The organism is Streptomyces flavidovirens DSM 40150, from assembly GCF_000429085.1.
Taxonomy (GTDB): domain Bacteria; phylum Actinomycetota; class Actinomycetes; order Streptomycetales; family Streptomycetaceae; genus Streptomyces; species Streptomyces flavidovirens.
Genome location: NZ_AUBE01000003.1, coordinates 409122 through 425241 on the forward strand (window position 1 = coordinate 409122; position 16120 = coordinate 425241).

13 protein-coding genes are annotated in these 16120 nt (G+C 68.3%); 6 read left to right on the forward strand and 7 right to left on the reverse strand.

What is annotated here, in order from left to right:
- Window positions 1-4: 4 nt before the first annotated feature.
- From G412_RS0107090 to G412_RS0107105, 4 genes are all read left to right on the forward strand, one after another.
- A complete protein-coding gene (locus tag G412_RS0107090) occupies window positions 5-946 on the forward strand; it encodes an RluA family pseudouridine synthase (protein WP_028811470.1) in 942 nt (313 codons plus the stop codon).
- Window positions 947-972: 26 nt separating this feature from the next.
- On the forward strand, window positions 973-1446 hold the full coding sequence (locus tag G412_RS0107095; RefSeq protein WP_037647915.1) for a GNAT family N-acetyltransferase: 474 nt from the start codon (window positions 973-975) through the stop codon (window positions 1444-1446).
- 168 nt (window positions 1447-1614) lie between these two features.
- Entirely contained in the window at window positions 1615-2610 is a 996-nt protein-coding gene (locus G412_RS0107100) for a glycoside hydrolase family 5 protein (protein WP_028811472.1), read from the forward strand.
- 54 nt (window positions 2611-2664) lie between these two features.
- Window positions 2665-4251, forward strand: coding sequence for a Na+/H+ antiporter (locus G412_RS0107105; RefSeq protein WP_028811473.1), 1587 nt, complete (start codon window positions 2665-2667; stop codon window positions 4249-4251).
- A gap of 24 nt (window positions 4252-4275) precedes the next feature.
- Here G412_RS0107105 and G412_RS0107110 read toward each other — a convergent pair whose 3' ends face one another.
- The gene (locus tag G412_RS0107110) at window positions 4276-5367 is read right to left on the reverse strand and encodes a mechanosensitive ion channel family protein (RefSeq protein WP_028811474.1); all 1092 of its coding nucleotides are present in this window, start codon (window positions 5365-5367) and stop codon (window positions 4276-4278) included.
- Window positions 5368-5397: 30 nt separating this feature from the next.
- Here G412_RS0107110 and G412_RS0107115 point away from each other — a divergent pair, with 30 nt between their 5' ends.
- Entirely contained in the window at window positions 5398-5967 is a 570-nt protein-coding gene (locus G412_RS0107115) for a dienelactone hydrolase family protein (RefSeq protein WP_028811475.1), read from the forward strand.
- Between the two features lie 82 nt (window positions 5968-6049).
- Here G412_RS0107115 and G412_RS0107120 read toward each other — a convergent pair whose 3' ends face one another.
- The 5 genes from G412_RS0107120 to G412_RS0107140 all read right to left on the reverse strand — a co-directional run bounded on the left by G412_RS0107120 (window position 6050) and on the right by G412_RS0107140 (window position 12016).
- Complete coding sequence (locus tag G412_RS0107120; RefSeq protein ID WP_037647918.1) at window positions 6050-6982, reverse strand: zinc metalloprotease; 933 nt, start codon at window positions 6980-6982, stop codon at window positions 6050-6052.
- Window positions 6983-7328: 346 nt separating this feature from the next.
- Window positions 7329-8984 (reverse strand): alkaline phosphatase D family protein, encoded by a 1656-nt coding sequence (locus G412_RS0107125; RefSeq protein WP_028811477.1) that lies wholly within the window; start codon window positions 8982-8984, stop codon window positions 7329-7331.
- 85 nt (window positions 8985-9069) lie between these two features.
- Window positions 9070-9885, reverse strand: coding sequence for a thioredoxin domain-containing protein (locus G412_RS0107130; protein ID WP_028811478.1), 816 nt, complete (start codon window positions 9883-9885; stop codon window positions 9070-9072).
- A 42-nt stretch (window positions 9886-9927) separates the two neighbouring features.
- Window positions 9928-10629 (reverse strand): hypothetical protein, encoded by a 702-nt coding sequence (locus tag G412_RS0107135; RefSeq protein ID WP_028811479.1) that lies wholly within the window; start codon window positions 10627-10629, stop codon window positions 9928-9930.
- A 61-nt stretch (window positions 10630-10690) separates the two neighbouring features.
- Window positions 10691-12016 (reverse strand): DUF2252 domain-containing protein, encoded by a 1326-nt coding sequence (locus G412_RS0107140; RefSeq protein WP_028811480.1) that lies wholly within the window; start codon window positions 12014-12016, stop codon window positions 10691-10693.
- 167 nt (window positions 12017-12183) lie between these two features.
- Between G412_RS0107140 and dnaE the strand changes: the two genes are divergently transcribed.
- On the forward strand, window positions 12184-15723 hold the full coding sequence (dnaE, locus tag G412_RS0107145) for a DNA polymerase III subunit alpha (protein WP_028811481.1): 3540 nt from the start codon (window positions 12184-12186) through the stop codon (window positions 15721-15723).
- A gap of 92 nt (window positions 15724-15815) precedes the next feature.
- Here dnaE and G412_RS0107150 read toward each other — a convergent pair whose 3' ends face one another.
- Complete coding sequence (locus G412_RS0107150) at window positions 15816-15995, reverse strand: hypothetical protein (protein ID WP_028811482.1); 180 nt, start codon at window positions 15993-15995, stop codon at window positions 15816-15818.
- Between the last annotated feature and the right edge of the window lie 125 nt (window positions 15996-16120).

Genomic DNA, 16120 nt, shown 5'->3' on the forward strand with positions numbered 1-16120 from the left:
ACGGGTGAGTACCATTCCCGAGTTCCGCACCCTGCCCGTTCCCGATGGCCTTGAGGGCGAGCGCGTCGACGCCGCCATTTCCCGGATGTTCGGGTTCTCCCGTACGAAGGCGGCCGAGCTTGCCGCCGCCGGGAAGGTTCAGGTCGACGGGTCGGTGGTCGGGAAGTCCGAGCGGGTCCGCGGTGGGGCCTGGCTAGAGGTGGAGATGCCGCGGGCCGCAGCCCCCGTACAGATCGTCGCCGAGCCCGTCGAGGGCATGGAGATCGTGCACGACGACGACGACATCGTCGTCATAGACAAGCCGGTCGGCGTCGCCGCCCACCCCAGCCCCGGCTGGACCGGCACCACCGTGATCGGCGGCCTCGCCGCCGCCGGGTACCGCATCTCGACCTCCGGCGCCTCCGAGCGCCAGGGCATCGTGCACCGCCTCGACGTCGGTACGTCGGGCCTCATGGTCGTGGCCAAGTCGGAGCGCGCGTACACGCTGCTCAAGGCGCAGTTCCGGGACCGGGTCGTTGTGAAGAAGTACCACGCGCTGGTCCAGGGCCACCCGGACCCGATGAGCGGCACCATCGACGCCCCGATCGGGCGCCACCCCAACCACGACTACAAGTGGGCCGTGACGGCCGAGGGCAAGCCCTCCGTCACGCACTACGACCTGATCGAGGCCTTCAGGGCCGCGTCGCTCCTCGACATCAAGCTGGAGACGGGACGCACGCACCAGATCCGCGTGCACATGTCCGCGCACCGGCACCCCTGCGTCGGTGACACGACGTACGGCGCGGACCCGACGATGGGCAAGCGGCTCGGCCTGACGCGGCAGTGGCTGCACGCGATGCGGCTGGGCTTCGAGCACCCGTCGGACGGGCAGTGGGTCGAGTTCGAGAGCGCGTACCCGGCGGACCTGCAGAAGGCGCTGGACGTGATCCGCGCCGAGAGCGAGTGAGTGCCCGTTCCGTGACTGCCGAGCCGATGCGTGTGCCTATTCCGTACGACGTCCGGGTGGCGGAAGGGCCTGCCGACATGGAGGCCTGTTTCGCCGTCCGCAAGCAGGTCTTCGTCGTCGAGCAGGAGGTGCCCGCCGACATCGAGCACGACGGGTACGACGCCGGGGCGGTGCACGTCCTGGCCGTGACCCGTGCGGGACTGCCGCTGGGTACGGGACGGCTGCTGTACGGCGCCGCGGCGGCCGGCAAGACCGGCGGGGACGCTACGGTCGGCGCGCTCGGCCGGCTCGCCGTGAGCCGCGAGGCGCGCGGGCTCGGCGTGGGGGCGGCGCTGGTGCGGGCGATCGAGGACGCGGCCAGGGAGCGCGGTCTGCGCGCGGTGGACCTGCACGCGCAGACGCACGCGCTCGGCTTCTACGAGCGGCTCGGGTACGCCGTGTACGGGCCCGAATTCGCGGACGCGGGGATTGCGCACCGGGCCATGAGGCGCGTGTTGTAGTCGCAGCTCGGGATGGCTTGTGGGGTCACAGCTCAGTGCTGTGGCCCCATTTCGCGTGCCCGCTAATGGTTAGGAAAGTTTCCGAACACTCTTGACGCCAACTGAAAACAATCCTAACTTTCAGGCGAACTCCCGCACCGGAACCCCCACCCGAAGGGAGCACCACCCATGCGCAAACCCCTCCTTTTCGCCTCCGCGCTCGGAGTCCTGGTCGCACTCCAGTCGCCGGTCGGCGCCACCGAATCCGCCTCCCCCGTCTCCGCCAACGGGCAGCTCAAGGTCTGCGGCCGCCAGCTCTGCAACGAGCAGGGGCAGGCCGTCCAGCTGCGCGGCATGAGCACCCACGGCACCCAGTGGTACGCCCAGTGCGTAACCGGCGGATCGCTGGACGCCCTCGCCGGCGACTGGCGCGCCGACGTCCTGCGCGTCTCGACGTACGTCCAGGAGGGCGGCTACGAGACCGACCCGCAGCGCTTCACCGCTCTCGCCCAGAAGTTCGTCGACGGGGCCAACAGGCGCGGCATGTACGCCGTGATCGACTGGCACATGCTCGACCCGGGCGACCCGGACTTCAACCTCGCACGCGCCAAGACCTTCTTCACCGCGATGGCCAAGAAGTACAAGGACAACCCCGGCGTCCTCTACGAGATAGCCAACGAGCCCTCAGGGGTGAGCTGGCCGAAGATCAAGTCGTACGCCGAGAAGATCATCCCGGTCATCAGGGCGCAGGACCCGGACGCCGTCGTTCTGGTCGGCACGCGCGCGTGGTCGTCGTTCGGCGTCTCGGAAGGCGCGGACGAACAGGAGGTGGTCCGTAACCCCGTGAACTCCTCCAACATCATGTACACCTTCCACCTTTACGCCGCCTCGCACCGGGGCGCGTACCTGGACGCCCTCAACCGGGCCTCCGACCGGCTCCCCGTGTTCGTCACCGAGTTCGGGACGCAGAACTACGCCGGCGAGGGCGCCAACGACTTCGCCCAGTCCCAGCGCTTCCTCGACCTGATGAAGCGCAAGAAGATCTCCTGGACCAACTGGAACTACTCCGACGACAACCGCTCCGGCGCCGTCTTCAAGAGCGGCACCTGCAACGGCAGCACCTGGGCAGGGACGGGCGTACTGAAGGAGGCCGGTGTCTGGATCCGGCAGCGGATCCGGGAGTAGTGGCACCCTTGGAGTCTTGATCGTCAAGACTCCGAACCCGCCGGATGGTGCACCGTGGATCAATTGGCCCTGCTGTTCCTGCTGTTGCTGGGGGCCGTCGTCACGGTGCCACTGGGGGAGCGCCTCGGGCTGCCGGCGCCGGTACTGATGACGGTCGCCGGGATCATCCTGGCGCTGCTGCCCTTCGTACCGAACGTCGAGATCCCGCCCGCGTACATCCTGCCGCTGGTCCTGCCGCCCCTGCTGTACGCCGCCGTGCAGCGCACCTCCTGGCGGCAGTTCACCGCGAACATCCGGCCCATCCTGCTGCTCGCGGTGGCGCTCGTCTTCGTGACGACGGCCGCGGTGGCCGCGGTGGCGGGCGCCGTCGTTCCGGGGCTGCCCATCGCCGCGGCCATCGCGCTGGGCGCGCTCGTGGCGCCGCCCGACCCGGTCGCGGCGACCGCCGTGGCCGGGTCGCTGGGGCTGCCGCGGCGGCTCGTGTCGATCCTGGAGGGCGAGGGGCTGTTCAACGACGTGACGGCCATCGTGCTCTACCACGTGGCGATCGCGGCGGCGGTGAGCGGCACGTTCTCCTGGCCGGGCGCGGTCGGGGACCTCTTCCTTTCCGCGCTCGTCGCCGTCGTCGTCGGGTTCGGACTCGGCTGGGCCACCGACAAGCTGATGAGCTACCTCGGCGACACGACCCTGCAGATCAGCCTGACGCTGCTGGCGCCCTTCGTCGCCTATGTGCTGGCGGAGGAGTTCAAGGGCTCCGGCGTGCTCGCCGTGCTGGTCATCGCGCTGTACCTCGCGGAGCACGCAGTCGACGCCGACGACGTACTCGGCCGCCTCGCCGGACAGACCTTCTGGCAGATCGTCGACACACTGGTCACCGGCATCGCCTTCGGCCTGATCGGTCTTGAGCTGCACCACGTCTTCGGTACGGCCGAGGACCGCCTCGGCGAGATGCTCGGCTGGGGCGCCGCGATCGTCGCGGTCGTCGTCGGCGTACGGCTGGTGTGGCTGCTGCCCGCGACCTGGCTGGCCAAGCGGCTGCACACGCTCCGGGACTACGACGAGGACATCCCCGTCAGCTGGCGCGAGACGGTCGTCATGTGGTGGTCGGGGATGCGGGGCGTGGCGTCGGTCGCGCTGGCGCTCGCCATTCCGCTCAGGACGGAGGACGGCTCGCCGTTCCCGGCGCGGGACGAGATCGTGTTCATCGCGTTCTCCGTCATCATGGCCACCCTCCTCGTCCAGGGACTCACACTGCCGTGGCTGGTGCGCAGGCTCGGCGTACGTGCGGACACGGGGGCGGAGCGCGAGCTCGAACACGACCTCGCGGTGCGCGCCGCGAAAGCCGCCAAGCGCAAGCTCAAGGAGATCGAGGAGGTCGAGGACCTGCCGGACGACGTACTGGACCGGCTGCACCGCGGCGCGCTCGACATCGGGGCCAGGATCAGCCCCGACATCGTGGACGAGGAGCGGCGCGAGGCGTTCGCGCGGCGCGTCGAGCGGGGCAAGTCGGTGCACCGCATCCAGCGCGAGATGATGTCGGCCGCGCGCCACGAGATCCTCTCCGCGCGGAGCGAACCGGGCGCCGATCCCGAGGTGGTGGACCGGGTGCTGCACCACCTGGACGTGCGCAGCCTGAAGTAGCGGCCCGCCTTCGGTGGCAGTGGCCTACCCCCGTCCCGTGCGCGGCTCCTCGTCGGGCACCGGCGGCTTGCCGTTGGGGGGCCGGTCCGCCGGGGCGGTGGCTATGCGCGGGAGCGCGTAGGGGTGCTTCTCGGTCAGCCAGGCGATCAGCTGCTCGCGCACGGTGCACCGGACCGTCCACACGTCGTCCGCGTCCTTGGCCGTGACGACCGCCCGTACCACCATGGTGTTCGGCGTCGTGTCGGTGACGGCCAGGCTCCAGTCGCGGCCGTCCCAGGCCTTGCAGGTGCCCAGGATCTCCTGGAGCTTCTCCCGCATCAGGTCCACCGGCGCGGTGTGGTCGAGGTGGAGGAAGACCGTGCCGGTCATCTGGGCGCCGCCGCGTGACCAGTTCTCGAACGGCTTGCTGGTGAAGTACGACACCGGCATGGTGATCCGGCGCTCGTCCCAGGTCCGTACGGCCAGGAATGTGAGCGTGACCTCCTCCACCACGCCCCACTCGCCGTCCACGACCACCGTGTCCCCTATGCGGACCATGTCGCCGAAAGCTATCTGGAAGCCGGCGAAGAGGTTGCCGAGCGTCGACTGGGCCGCGACACCGGCGACGATGCCGATGATTCCGGCCGAGGCGAGCATCGACGTACCGATCGTCTTCATGCCGGGGAAGGTCATCAGCATCGCGCCGGCCGCCACCACCGCCACGACCGCGGTGACGATCCGCATGATCAGTGTGACCTGGGTACGGACGCGCCGTACCCGCGCCGGATCGCGGGTCGTGGACGCGTAGCGGGCGTACGACGACTCCACGACGGCGGAGGCGATCCGTATCACCAGCCAGGCACCGGCGCCGATCAGCACCAGGGAGAGCAACTGGCCGATACCGGCCTTGTGGTCCTGGACGATCCCCAGGCGGGTTTTCTCGTACGCCCCCCTCAGGACGGCGGCGAGGATCAGGACCTGGAGCGACACGCGGCAGCGGCGCAGCAGGCCCCACAGGGGGGTTTCGTGGTGGCGGGCATCGGTGCGGCGCAGCAGAAGGTCGGCGGCCCAGCCGGCGACCAGCGTGAGCACGACCGAGCCACCGATGACGATCAACGGGCGCAGTACGTTCTCCATGACTCCGACGCTCAATGGGAGGATGGCGGGATGGACATCATGCTTTTCCACTCCGTCTACGGTCTGCGCCCGGCGGTGCACGCCGCAGCAGAGCGGCTGCGTGCCGCCGGGCACCAGGTGCACGTGCCCGACCTCTTCGACGGGCAAACCGCTGAAACCATGGAGCAGGGGATGGCGATCAAGGACGGTATCGGCCGGGACGAGCTCCTGCGCCGCGCCGTTCTCGCCGCCGCCCCGCACTCCGAGAACGGTCTGGTGTACGCCGGTTTCTCCTTCGGCGGGTCCGTCGCGCAGAACCTGGCGCTCGGTGACGAGAAGGCCCGTGGCCTGCTGCTTCTGCACGGGACGTCGGACATCGCGGACGACGCGGCGGTGCACGATCTGCCCGTGCAGCTGCATGTCGCCCAGCCGGATCCCTTCGAGTCCGACGACTGGCTGAACGCCTGGTACCTGCGGATGCGGCGGATCGGCGCGGACGTGGAGATTTATCGCTATCCGGGGGCGGGGCACCTCTACACCGACCCGGATCTGCCGGACTACGACGCCGACGCGGCCGCGCAGACGTGGAAGGTCGCGGCCGGGTTCCTGGCGACGCTCTGACGGCCGGGAGGGCGGCACAGGCAGGTCCTGTGCCGCCCGTTCATGGCGTCAGGGCAGAGGGACCGTCCGGGCCGCGTCAGTGTCAGCCGGCGCGGTAGGCGGTCCAGTTGTCCGTCATCCGCGCGGTCTGGCCTGCGGTGAACTGGTACATGCAGTTGTCGTACGTGTAGTCCATGAAGTTGTGGACGGGGTCGACGCCGGTCTTGCTGGCGCAGGAGTCACGGCCGGTCGGGCACTGGTACGCGGCGCTCTTCTCGGCGGGGGTGTCGCTGACGTAGTCGCCGTTGCCGTTACAGCCGCCCTGGAAGGTGTGGTAGAGCCCCAGCCAGTGGCCGACCTCGTGGGTGGCGGTGTCGCCCTCGTTGTAGTTCGCGGCGCTGCCGCCCGGGAGCGAGGTGTCGAGGACGACGACGCCGTCCATCGTCGGGTTGGACTTGTACGAGCTCGGGAAGGTCGCCCAGCCGAGCAGGCCGCCGCTGAGGTTGGCGGTGTAGAAGTTGAGCGCGCCCGCGTCGCCCTGTCGCAGTGCGGCCTTCATCTCCTTCTCGGCGGTCGAACCGGACGCCAGGTTGTACCAGGAGGCGTTGTCCGTGTAGTCCGTACCGGCCAGCGCGAACTGGAAGTTGGAGTTGACGTTGCCGGTGCCCTGGCCGCCGAAGGCCGAGTTGAGGACCGCCATCTGGTTGTTGATATCGGTCGTCGTCAGCTTGCCGGTGGTGCCGCTGTGCACGACGTGGAAGTACACCGGGATGTTCGTCACGGCGGTGGCCGAGAAGTCCCTGGCGGCGCCGCCCGACGTACGCAGCTTGTCGAGTCTCTCGCGCAGGTCCGCGTCCATGGCCTTGGCCTTGGCGGCGGTCACCTCGTTGGGCTCATGGGCGTGCTGGTCGCCCGACGGACGCGCCTCGCGGGCGGCGCTCGTGTGGGCCTCCTCGACGCACTTCTCGGCCGGTGCCTTGGCGACGGCGGTGCCGGCGGGTGCGGACAGGGTGGACAGGGCCAGGGTTCCGGCCATCACCGCCGTACCGATGAACCGCTTGCGCAGAAGGGGGGATATACGAGCAAGAGCACGCACGTTGACTCCTCGCGGGGGTGGGCGAGGGTGGGTTGTTCCTCGCCGCTGACCGGAGGTTATGTGTGCATGTCAGATCTTGATTAGAAGCGATCAGGCCCAATCAATCCTCAGATCAATTGGGGCATCGGGGCGAAAAGTTTCAGCCTGGTCCGGACTTTGAGATGCGCAGGTAAGGCCTGGGGCTACCTGGGCGGGTGGTGTGTCCGCATTCGGATGGCGGATTTACACCACCCGCCTCCTGGCGTGATCTGCCCGTAACGGGCGGCGTGGTGGCTGAAAATCGCCGTCAGCGGACCGGTTGGTTCACCCGCTCGACCTTCTGCGTTCCGCTGAGGGTGCGGTACGAGCGGGCCCACCGCGCGGTCGCGTCCTGCCGCGTCTTGTCGGAGATGACGTAGTAGTCCATCTGCGAGCGCTCGGCCGTGACGTCGAGGACGCCGTAGCCGTGCGAGTCCATGTCGAGCCACTTCACATGGCGGTTGGCGGCCCTGACGGCCGTCGACGCGACCAGCGAGACGGTCTGGGGCGCGACGTGCAGGATGTCGTCGAGGTTGTCCGAGGACACCGACGTGACCACGAACTCGGTTGCCGCCGACGGCGACATCGGATACGTCGATGCCTTGACCGGCACGTCGTTGGCCCATGCCATGTGGATGTCACCGGTCAGGAAGACCGTGTTCCTGACCGCCCGGTCCCTGAGGTGGGTGATCAGCTCCTTGCGGTCGTCGGTGTAACCGTCCCACTGGTCCACGTTGACCGCGAGCCCTTCCTTGGGCAGCCCCATCAACTTGGCCAGCGGCTTCAGCAGATGGGCCGGTACGGAGCCGAAGGCCACCGGCGAGATCATCACCGACGTACCCACGAGCTTCCAGATGGCGTCGGAGGAGGCGAGCCCCGACTTCAGCCAGTCCAGCTGGGCGCGGCCCGTGAGCGTACGCTCCGGGTCGTCCACCGAGCCGCTGCCGATCGTCGCCTGCTGCGAGCGGAACGATCTGAGGTCGAGCAGGTGCAGATCGGCCAGCCTGCCGAAGCGCAGCCGGCGGTAGACGGTGCCCTCGGTGGACGCGCGCACCGGCATCCACTCGAAGTACGCCTGCTTCGCGGCGGCCACGCGCGCGGACCACTCGCCCTCCGCTCCCGGCGTGTGGTTCTGCGCGCCGCCGGACCAGGCGTCGTTGGCCATCTCGTGGTCGTCCCAGATGGCGATGACCGGGTGCGTGGCGTGCAGGGCCTGGAGGTCGGCGTCCGTCTTGTACTTGCCGTGGCGGGTGCGGTAGTCGGCGAGCGTGAGGATCTCGTGGGCCGGCTCGTGCTGCCGTACGACGTACGGAGGCTTGGGGTAGCCACCGGTCGCGTACTCGTAGAGGTAGTCGCCGAGGTGCAGGACCGCGTCCAGGTCGGTGCGGGCGGCGAGATGCCGGTACGCCGAGAAGTAGCCGGACTCCCAGTTGGCGCAGGAGACCACGCCGAACCGCACGCCGGGCGCGGCGGCGTCGGCGGCGGGGGCGGTGCGGGTGCGGGCGGTGGGCGACACGGCGTCGCCGGCGGTGAAGCGGAAGTAATAGGCAGTCGCCTGGCGGAGGCCCCTTACGTCGACCTTGACGGTGTGGTCGGTCGCGGCCGTGGCGGTCGTCGTACCGCGGGCGACGGTCGTCGAGAATCCCCTGTCCTCGGCGACCTCCCAGTTCACCGTCACATCGGGCCCCTTGCCGGAGCCCGGCACGGCCTCGGGGGCGGGGGTTATCCGGGTCCACAGCAGGACACCGTCGGGCAGCGGGTCGCCGGAGGCGACTCCATGGAGGAACTCGGGTCCCTGCGCGGCGGCGGTGGCAGCGGCGGCGCCGGCACTCGTACCGGCGATGACAGGGACGGAAACAGCGGTCACGGCAGCGGCTTTGAGAGCCGTACGGCGGCTGGGAGATAAAACGAATCGACTGGTCACGGCCGTACATTACTGATCAGTACGGCTCAAGGGCGGGCAAACGCGCGAACGTTCGCCCACCCTCAGGTGAAGTGCCGTGCGCCCGTCAGCTCTTGAGGGCCTTTTCGATCGCGGCCTTGAACTCCTCCGGCGTCATGGGCGGGTTCTCGCCGTCCGATCCGGTGAGCGTCTTGCCGTCCATCTTGAGCGCCGGGGTGCCCTTCACGTCGCCGTTGTCGAAGGCGTCCGACATCTTCAGCGCCCAGGCGTCGAAGGTGCCGTCCTGCACGTTCCGCTGGAACTGCTTGTTGCCCTTGAGGGCGTCCACCTCGTCGGCCACCTTGATCAGGTAGTCGTCCTTGGCGAACTTGTCGTCCCGCTCCGCCGGGTGGTTCTTCTGCGAGTACAGCGCGCCCTTGTACTCCAGGAACGCCTCGGGGCTGACGTCGAGAGCGGCGCCCAGCGCACTCAGCGCGTTCCGCGAGCCCTCGCCGGGGATGGACCTGTCGAGGAAGGCGGCGCCGACGAACTTGAGCTTGTACTTGCCCGCGTCGACATCCTTCAGGATCGTCTCACCGTTCGCCTGCTCGAAGGACGCGCAGACCGGGCAGCGCGCGTCCTCGTACAGCTCCAGCGTCTTCTTGGCGTCCTTCTCGCCGATGACGACGGTCGTGCCGTCCTTGCCCTCGGTGTTCGCGGGAGCGGTGACCTGCTTGGCGTTCTTGGCGGCCTCCCAGGCGGACGGCTCGTTCGCCCGCATGACGCCGTATCCGACGCCGCCGGCCACCGCGAGGACGGCGACGACCGACAGGGCGACGATCACCTGGCGGCGGGTCCTGTCCTTCTTGGCCTGGCGTTCGCGCTCGGCGCGCAGCCGCTCGCGGGCCGCTGCCTTGTTGGCCTGGTTGTTGCGTGCACTCATGGTGGTGTTCTCCGTACGGGAAGAGGGGGTACTGGGCCGGGCTCAGGCGAAAACGCGTGCCGGGCGCGGCGGACCTCTGCGTCCTACGGAGTGCACGAAAAGACGGCCGGGAGAGGCGGTACGGGCCCGGCAAGCGGGCCGCACCGCGCGGCGTACGGGCCGCTGGGCCCCGCCCGTGACGGCGACCGCGATCAGCAGCGGCCGGAAGGCGGACGCGGCCACGGTCCGCACCAGACCGGCGAGCGCCGCCTCACCGCGCCGCAGCCAGGCGGCCGCGAGCAGGCCCACTGAGACGTGGGCGGCGAGGAGCATCCAGGGGAGGGCGGGATCGGGGGAGCTGAGGAGGGCGGCGACGCTCTCCTGGGGCTCCGTCACCCGTACGAGCGGAGCGCCGAGTGCGCTGTCGGCGCCGTTGTCGCCGCACAGTACGTCAAAGCCGACCGAGCGCAGAGAGCCCGCCACCGGGCCGCCCGCAGCCCCGTAACACAGGTGCTGGCCGGTGGTGAAGACGGTGTCGGCGGCCAGCTCCAGCGGTATGAGCAGACCGGCGATCGCGCCGAAGCCGCGTTCCCGCCCGGCCAGCGCGTACGCGACGGCGAACACGACGGCCGCTGTCCCGGCCACCACGGTCAGCGGCAGCGGGACGCGGGAGAGCAGCACGTGGGACGCGGCGGAGAGCGTGACGACGAGCGCGGTGAACAGCGCCGCACGTACCACCCTCAGCTGCGTCCCCGATACGTCCATAGAACGTGAGTTTGCCACGGCTTCCGGTAAGAGAGCCCTAAAGCCGTGGCGGGCCGGCCGCTCAGAGGCCGGGGATCCGGCCATTCCTGAACAGGTCCACGAAAATCTGGTGGTCGGCCCGCGCCCGCGCCCCGTAGGAGTGCGCGAAGTCCACCAGCAGGTCGCCGAAGCTGTCCTCGTCGGCCGCGATCGCCGCGTCGATCGCCCGCTCCGTGGAGAACGGCACCAGCGAGTGGCCGCTCTCGTCGTCCGCCGCCGAGTGCATTGTGGCCGTCGCCCGGCCGAGATCGGCGACGACGGCCGCGATCTCGTCCAGGTCGTCGATGTCCGACCAGTCCAGGTCCACGGCGTACGGCGAGACTTCCGCCACGAGCTGCCCCGTCCCGTCCAGCTCGGTCCAGCCCAGCCACGGGTCCGCGTGCGCCTGGAGGGCGCGCTGCGAGATCACCGTGCGGTGACCCTCGTGCTGGAAGTAGTCACGGACGGCGCCGTCGGTGATGTGCCGGGAGACCGCCGGGGTCTGCGCCTGCTTCATGTAGATCACGACGTCGTTCTCCAGGGCGTCGCTGTTGCCTTCGAGCAGGATGTTGTACGACGGCAGTCCGGCGGAGCCGATGCCGATGCCGCGCCGCCCGACCACGTCCTTCACGCGGTAGGAGTCGGGGCGGGTCAGGCTCGCCTCGGGCAGCGTCTCCAGATAGCCGTCGAAGGCCGCGAGGACCTTGTAGCGGGTGGCGGCGTCGAGGTCGATGGAGCCGCCGTCCGAAGAGAAGCGGCGTTCGAAGTCGCGGATCTCGGTCATCGAGTCGAGCAGCCCGAAGCGGGTCAGCGAACGGGCCGAACGCAGCGCGCCGAGCAGCGGGCCCTCGGCCGTGTCCAGGGTGAAGGGGGGCACCTCGTCGTTCTTGGCACCGGTGGCCAGGGCGTGGATGCGCTCGCGGTAGGCGGCGGCGTACGTCCGTACCAGCTCGGTGATCTGCTCGTCGCCCAGCGCCTTGGTGTAGCCGATGAGCGCGACGGAGGCCGCGAAGCGCTTGAGGTCCCAGGTGAAGGGGCCGACGTACGCCTCGTCGAAGTCGTTGACGTTGAAGATCAACCGGCCCTGGGAGTCCATGTACGTGCCGAAGTTCTCGGCGTGCAGATCGCCGTGGATCCACACCCGCCCGGTCCGCTCGTCCAGGTACGGGCCGCCGTGCTGCTCGCGCTCCAGGTCGGCGTAGAACAGGCAGGCCGTGCCCCGGTAGAAGGCGAACGCGGACGCCGCCATCTTGCGGAACTTCACCCGGAAGGCGGCAGGGTCGGCGGCGAGGAGCCTGCCGAACGCGGTCTCGAAGACGGCGAGGATCTGCTCGCCGCGCTGAGCGGCGTCTGTCTGCTGGACCGACATCGCCGGTTGCCTCCTGGTGCATGACGTTTTTGACAAAATGGACAGGGCTTTCCCCGAGTCCAACGCCTGACCGTACTCGTGAGTGCCCCCTCGTTGTCAGTCGGCCGACGTAGACTTCCGAGCTGTCCCTCAACCTGTCACCGACCGTTCTGCCGGAGGCCTTCGCCGTGACCAAGCCGCCCTTCACGCACCTTCACGTACACACCCAGTACTCGCTGCTGGACGGTGCCGCGCGGCTCAAGGACATGTTCGAGGCCTGCAACGAAATGGGCATGTCGCACATCGCGATGACCGACCACGGCAACCTCCACGGGGCGTACGACTTTTTCCATTCGGCGAAGAAGGCGGGGGTGACGCCGATCATCGGCATCGAGGCGTACGTCGCGCCCGAGTCGCGGCGCAACAAGCGGCGCATCCAGTGGGGCCAGCCGCACCAGAAGCGCGACGACGTGTCCGGTTCCGGTGGTTATACGCACAAGACGATCTGGGCGGCGAACAAGACCGGCCTGCACAACCTCTTCCGGCTGTCCTCCGACGCGTACGCCGAGGGCTGGCTGACGAAGTGGCCCCGGATGGACAAGGAGACCATCTCCCAGTGGTCCGAGGGCCTGATCGCCTCCACCGGGTGCCCGTCGGGCGAGGTGCAGACACGGCTGCGGCTCGGCCAGTTCGACGAGGCGGTGCAGGCGGCGTCCGACTACAAGGACATCTTCGGCGAGGGCCGGTACTTCCTGGAGCTGATGGACCACGGCATCGAGATCGAGCGCCGGGTCCGCGACGGGCTGCTCGAAATCGGCAAGAAGCTGAACATCCCGCCGCTCGTCACCAACGACTCGCACTACACCTACGCCAACGAGGCGAGCGCGCACGACGCCCTGCTGTGCATCCAGACCGGCAAGAACCTCTCCGACCCGGACCGCTTCCGCTTCGACGGCACCGGCTACTACCTGAAGTCGACCGACGAGATGTACGCCGTCGACTCCTCCGACGCCTGGCAGGAAGGCTGCGCGAACACGCTCCTGGTCGCGCAGCAGATCGACACGGAGGGCTGGTTCAAGGAGCGGAACCTGATGCCCAAGTTCGATGTGCCCGAGGGCTACACCGAGGTGACGTGGTTCCGCGAGGAGACCATGCGCGGCATGGCCCGCCGCTTCCCGAACGGCATCCCGGAAGACCGGCTCAAGCAGGTCGAGTACGAGATGAAGATCATCATCGACATGGGCTTCCCGGCGTACTTCCTCGTGGTCGCCGACTTCATCATGTGGGCCAAGAACAACGGCATCGCGGTCGGCCCCGGCCGAGGCTCCGCGGCCGGTTCGATCGTCGCGTACGCCATGGGCATCACCGACCTCGACCCGATCGAGCACGGCCTGATCTTCGAGCGGTTCCTCAACCCCGAGCGCATCTCCATGCCCGATGTCGACATCGACTTCGACGAGCGCAGGCGCGGTGAGGTGATCAGGTACGTCACCGAGAAGTACGGCGCCGACAAGGTCGCCATGATCGGCACGTACGGAAAGATCAAGGCCAAGAACGCGATCAAGGACTCCGCGCGCGTCCTCGGCTACCCGTACGCGATGGGCGACCGGCTCACCAAGGCCATGCCCGCCGACGTCCTCGGCAAGGGCATCGACCTCAACGGCATCACCGACCCCAAGCACCCGCGCTACAGCGAGGCGGGCGAGATCCGGTCGATGTACGAGAACGAACCGGACGTGAAGAAGGTCATCGACACCGCGAAGGGCGTCGAGGGCCTGGTCCGGCAGATGGGTGTGCACGCGGCCGGCGTGATCATGTCCAGCGAGACGATCACCGACCACGTGCCCGTCTGGGTGCGGCACACCGACGGCGTGACCATCACACAGTGGGACTACCCGAGCTGCGAGTCGCTCGGCCTGCTGAAGATGGACTTCCTCGGCCTGCGCAACCTCACGATCATGGACGACGCCGTCAAGATGGTGAAGTCCAACAAGGGCATCGACCTGGAGCTGCTCAGCCTCCCGCTCGACGACCCGGCGACGTACGAGCTGCTCTGCCGCGGTGACACGCTCGGCGTCTTCCAGTTCGACGGCGGCCCGATGCGGTCCCTGCTGCGGCTGATGAAGCCAGACAACTTCGAGGACATTTCCGCCGTCTCGGCCCTGTACCGGCCGGGCCCGATGGGCATGAACTCGCACACGAACTACGCGCTGCGCAAGAACGGCCAGCAGGAGATCACGCCGATCCACCCGGAGCTGGAGGAGCCCCTCAAGGAGGTCCTCGGCCTGACGTACGGCCTGATCGTGTACCAGGAGCAGGTGCAGAAGGCCGCGCAGATCATCGCCGGCTACTCGCTCGGCGAGGCCGACATCCTGCGCCGCGTCATGGGCAAGAAGAAGCCCGACGAGCTCCAGAAGAACTTCGTGCTCTTCCAGGCGGGCGCGAAGAAGAAGGGGTACTCCGACGCGGCGATCCAGGCGCTGTGGGACGTGCTGGTCCCCTTCGCCGGATACGCGTTCAACAAGGCGCACTCCTCGGCGTACGGACTGGTCACCTACTGGACGGCGTACCTCAAGGCGAACTACCCCGCCGAGTACATGGCGGCGCTGTTGACCTCGGTCAAGGACGACAAGGACAAGTCGGCCGTCTACCTGAACGAGTGCCGGCGCATGGGCATCAAGGTGCTCCCGCCGAACGTGAACGAGTCCGAGTCGAACTTCGCCGCGCAGGGCGACGATGTGATCCTCTTCGGCCTGACCGCCATTCGAAACGTCGGTCAGAACGTCGTGGACTCGATCATCCGGAGCCGAAAGGCGAAGGGGAAGTACAGCTCGTTCCCGGACTTCCTCGACAAGGTCGAGGCGGTCGTGTGCAACAAGCGGACCGTCGAATCGCTCATCAAGGCCGGTGCCTTCGACGAGATGGGGCACACCCGCAAGGGCCTCGTCGCGCACCACGAGCCGATGATCGACAACGTGGTGCAGGTCAAGCGCAAGGAGGCCGAGGGGCAGTTCGACCTCTTCGGCGGCATGGGCGAGGAGGAAAGCGACGAGCCGGGCTTCGGGCTCGACGTGGAGTTCTCCGACATCGAGTGGGAGAAGTCGTACCTGCTCGCACAGGAGCGCGAGATGCTCGGCCTGTACGTCTCCGACCACCCGCTCTTCGGTCTTGAGCACGTCCTGTCGGACAAGGCCGACGCCTCGATCTCGCAGCTCACCGGCGGCGAGCACTCGGACGGTGCGATCGTCACCGTCGGCGGCATCATCTCCGGCCTCCAGCGCAAGATGACCAAGCAGGGCAACGCCTGGGCGATCGCGACGGTCGAGGATCTGGCCGGCTCCATCGAGTGCATGTTCTTCCCGGCGACGTACCAGCTCGTCTCGACCCAGCTCGTCGAGGACACCGTGGTCTTCGTCAAGGGCCGCCTCGACAAGCGCGAGGACGTTCCGCGGCTCGTCGCGATGGAGCTGATGGTCCCCGACGTGTCGTCGGCCGGGACGAACGCGCCGGTCGTGCTGACCATTCCGACGGTGAAGGTGACGCCGCCGATGGTGACCAAGCTCGGCGAGATCCTCAAGCACCACCGGGGCAACACGGAGGTCCGGATCAAGCTCCAGGGGGCCCGCAAGACGACGGTGCTGCGGCTCGACCGGCACCGCGTTCAGCCGGACCCGGCGCTGTTCGGGGACTTGAAGGTGCTGCTCGGCCCGTCCTGCCTGGCGGGATAAGCGGGATAAGAACGCGAAGAAGAAGGGGCGTACCCGTCGTCACGGGTACGCCCCTTCTTCTTCGTCTTCTTTCGCGTATTTACACAGCGTGATCAGTTATGGCCGAAGCGCCGCTGGTGCTTACGGGCAACATCAGCAGGGCTGCCCTGGGCGTGCGTCTGCGGCTGGGCGTGGGACTCGAAGGCGCTGTCCTTGGCCTGCGTGGTCCCACGCGCCACCGAGGACGCGCGGTCCTGTGTGGCGCCCTGCTTGCGATTCTTGTTCTTGGCCATGGTTCTGCCTCCTGTTGGGTCTGGGGGCCAGGGCCGGGACCAGACTCACACAAGGCGACATAGCTCGCATTTTGGATCATTACCGTGCGTAATTGGGGCTGTCGCGGAGCAACTTCGGCATCCGC

What these genes read in the sequence shown, in the direction of transcription:
- G412_RS0107095 (WP_037647915.1), top strand. Translation starts at nt 973, where the DNA reads ATGCGTGTGCCTATTCCGTACGACGTCCGGGTGGCGGAAGGGCCTGCC.
- G412_RS0107100 (WP_028811472.1), top strand. Translation starts at nt 1,615, where the DNA reads ATGCGCAAACCCCTCCTTTTCGCCTCCGCGCTCGGAGTCCTGGTCGCA.
- G412_RS0107110 (WP_028811474.1), bottom strand. Translation starts at nt 5,367, where the DNA reads ATGGAGAACGTACTGCGCCCGTTGATCGTCATCGGTGGCTCGGTCGTG.
- G412_RS0107115 (WP_028811475.1), top strand. Translation starts at nt 5,398, where the DNA reads ATGGACATCATGCTTTTCCACTCCGTCTACGGTCTGCGCCCGGCGGTG.
- G412_RS0107120 (WP_037647918.1), bottom strand. Translation starts at nt 6,982, where the DNA reads ATGGCCGGAACCCTGGCCCTGTCCACCCTGTCCGCACCCGCCGGCACC.
- G412_RS0107130 (WP_028811478.1), bottom strand. Translation starts at nt 9,885, where the DNA reads ATGAGTGCACGCAACAACCAGGCCAACAAGGCAGCGGCCCGCGAGCGG.
- G412_RS0107135 (WP_028811479.1), bottom strand. Translation starts at nt 10,629, where the DNA reads ATGGACGTATCGGGGACGCAGCTGAGGGTGGTACGTGCGGCGCTGTTC.
- G412_RS0107140 (WP_028811480.1), bottom strand. Translation starts at nt 12,016, where the DNA reads ATGTCGGTCCAGCAGACAGACGCCGCTCAGCGCGGCGAGCAGATCCTC.
- G412_RS0107150 (WP_028811482.1), bottom strand. Translation starts at nt 15,995, where the DNA reads ATGGCCAAGAACAAGAATCGCAAGCAGGGCGCCACACAGGACCGCGCG.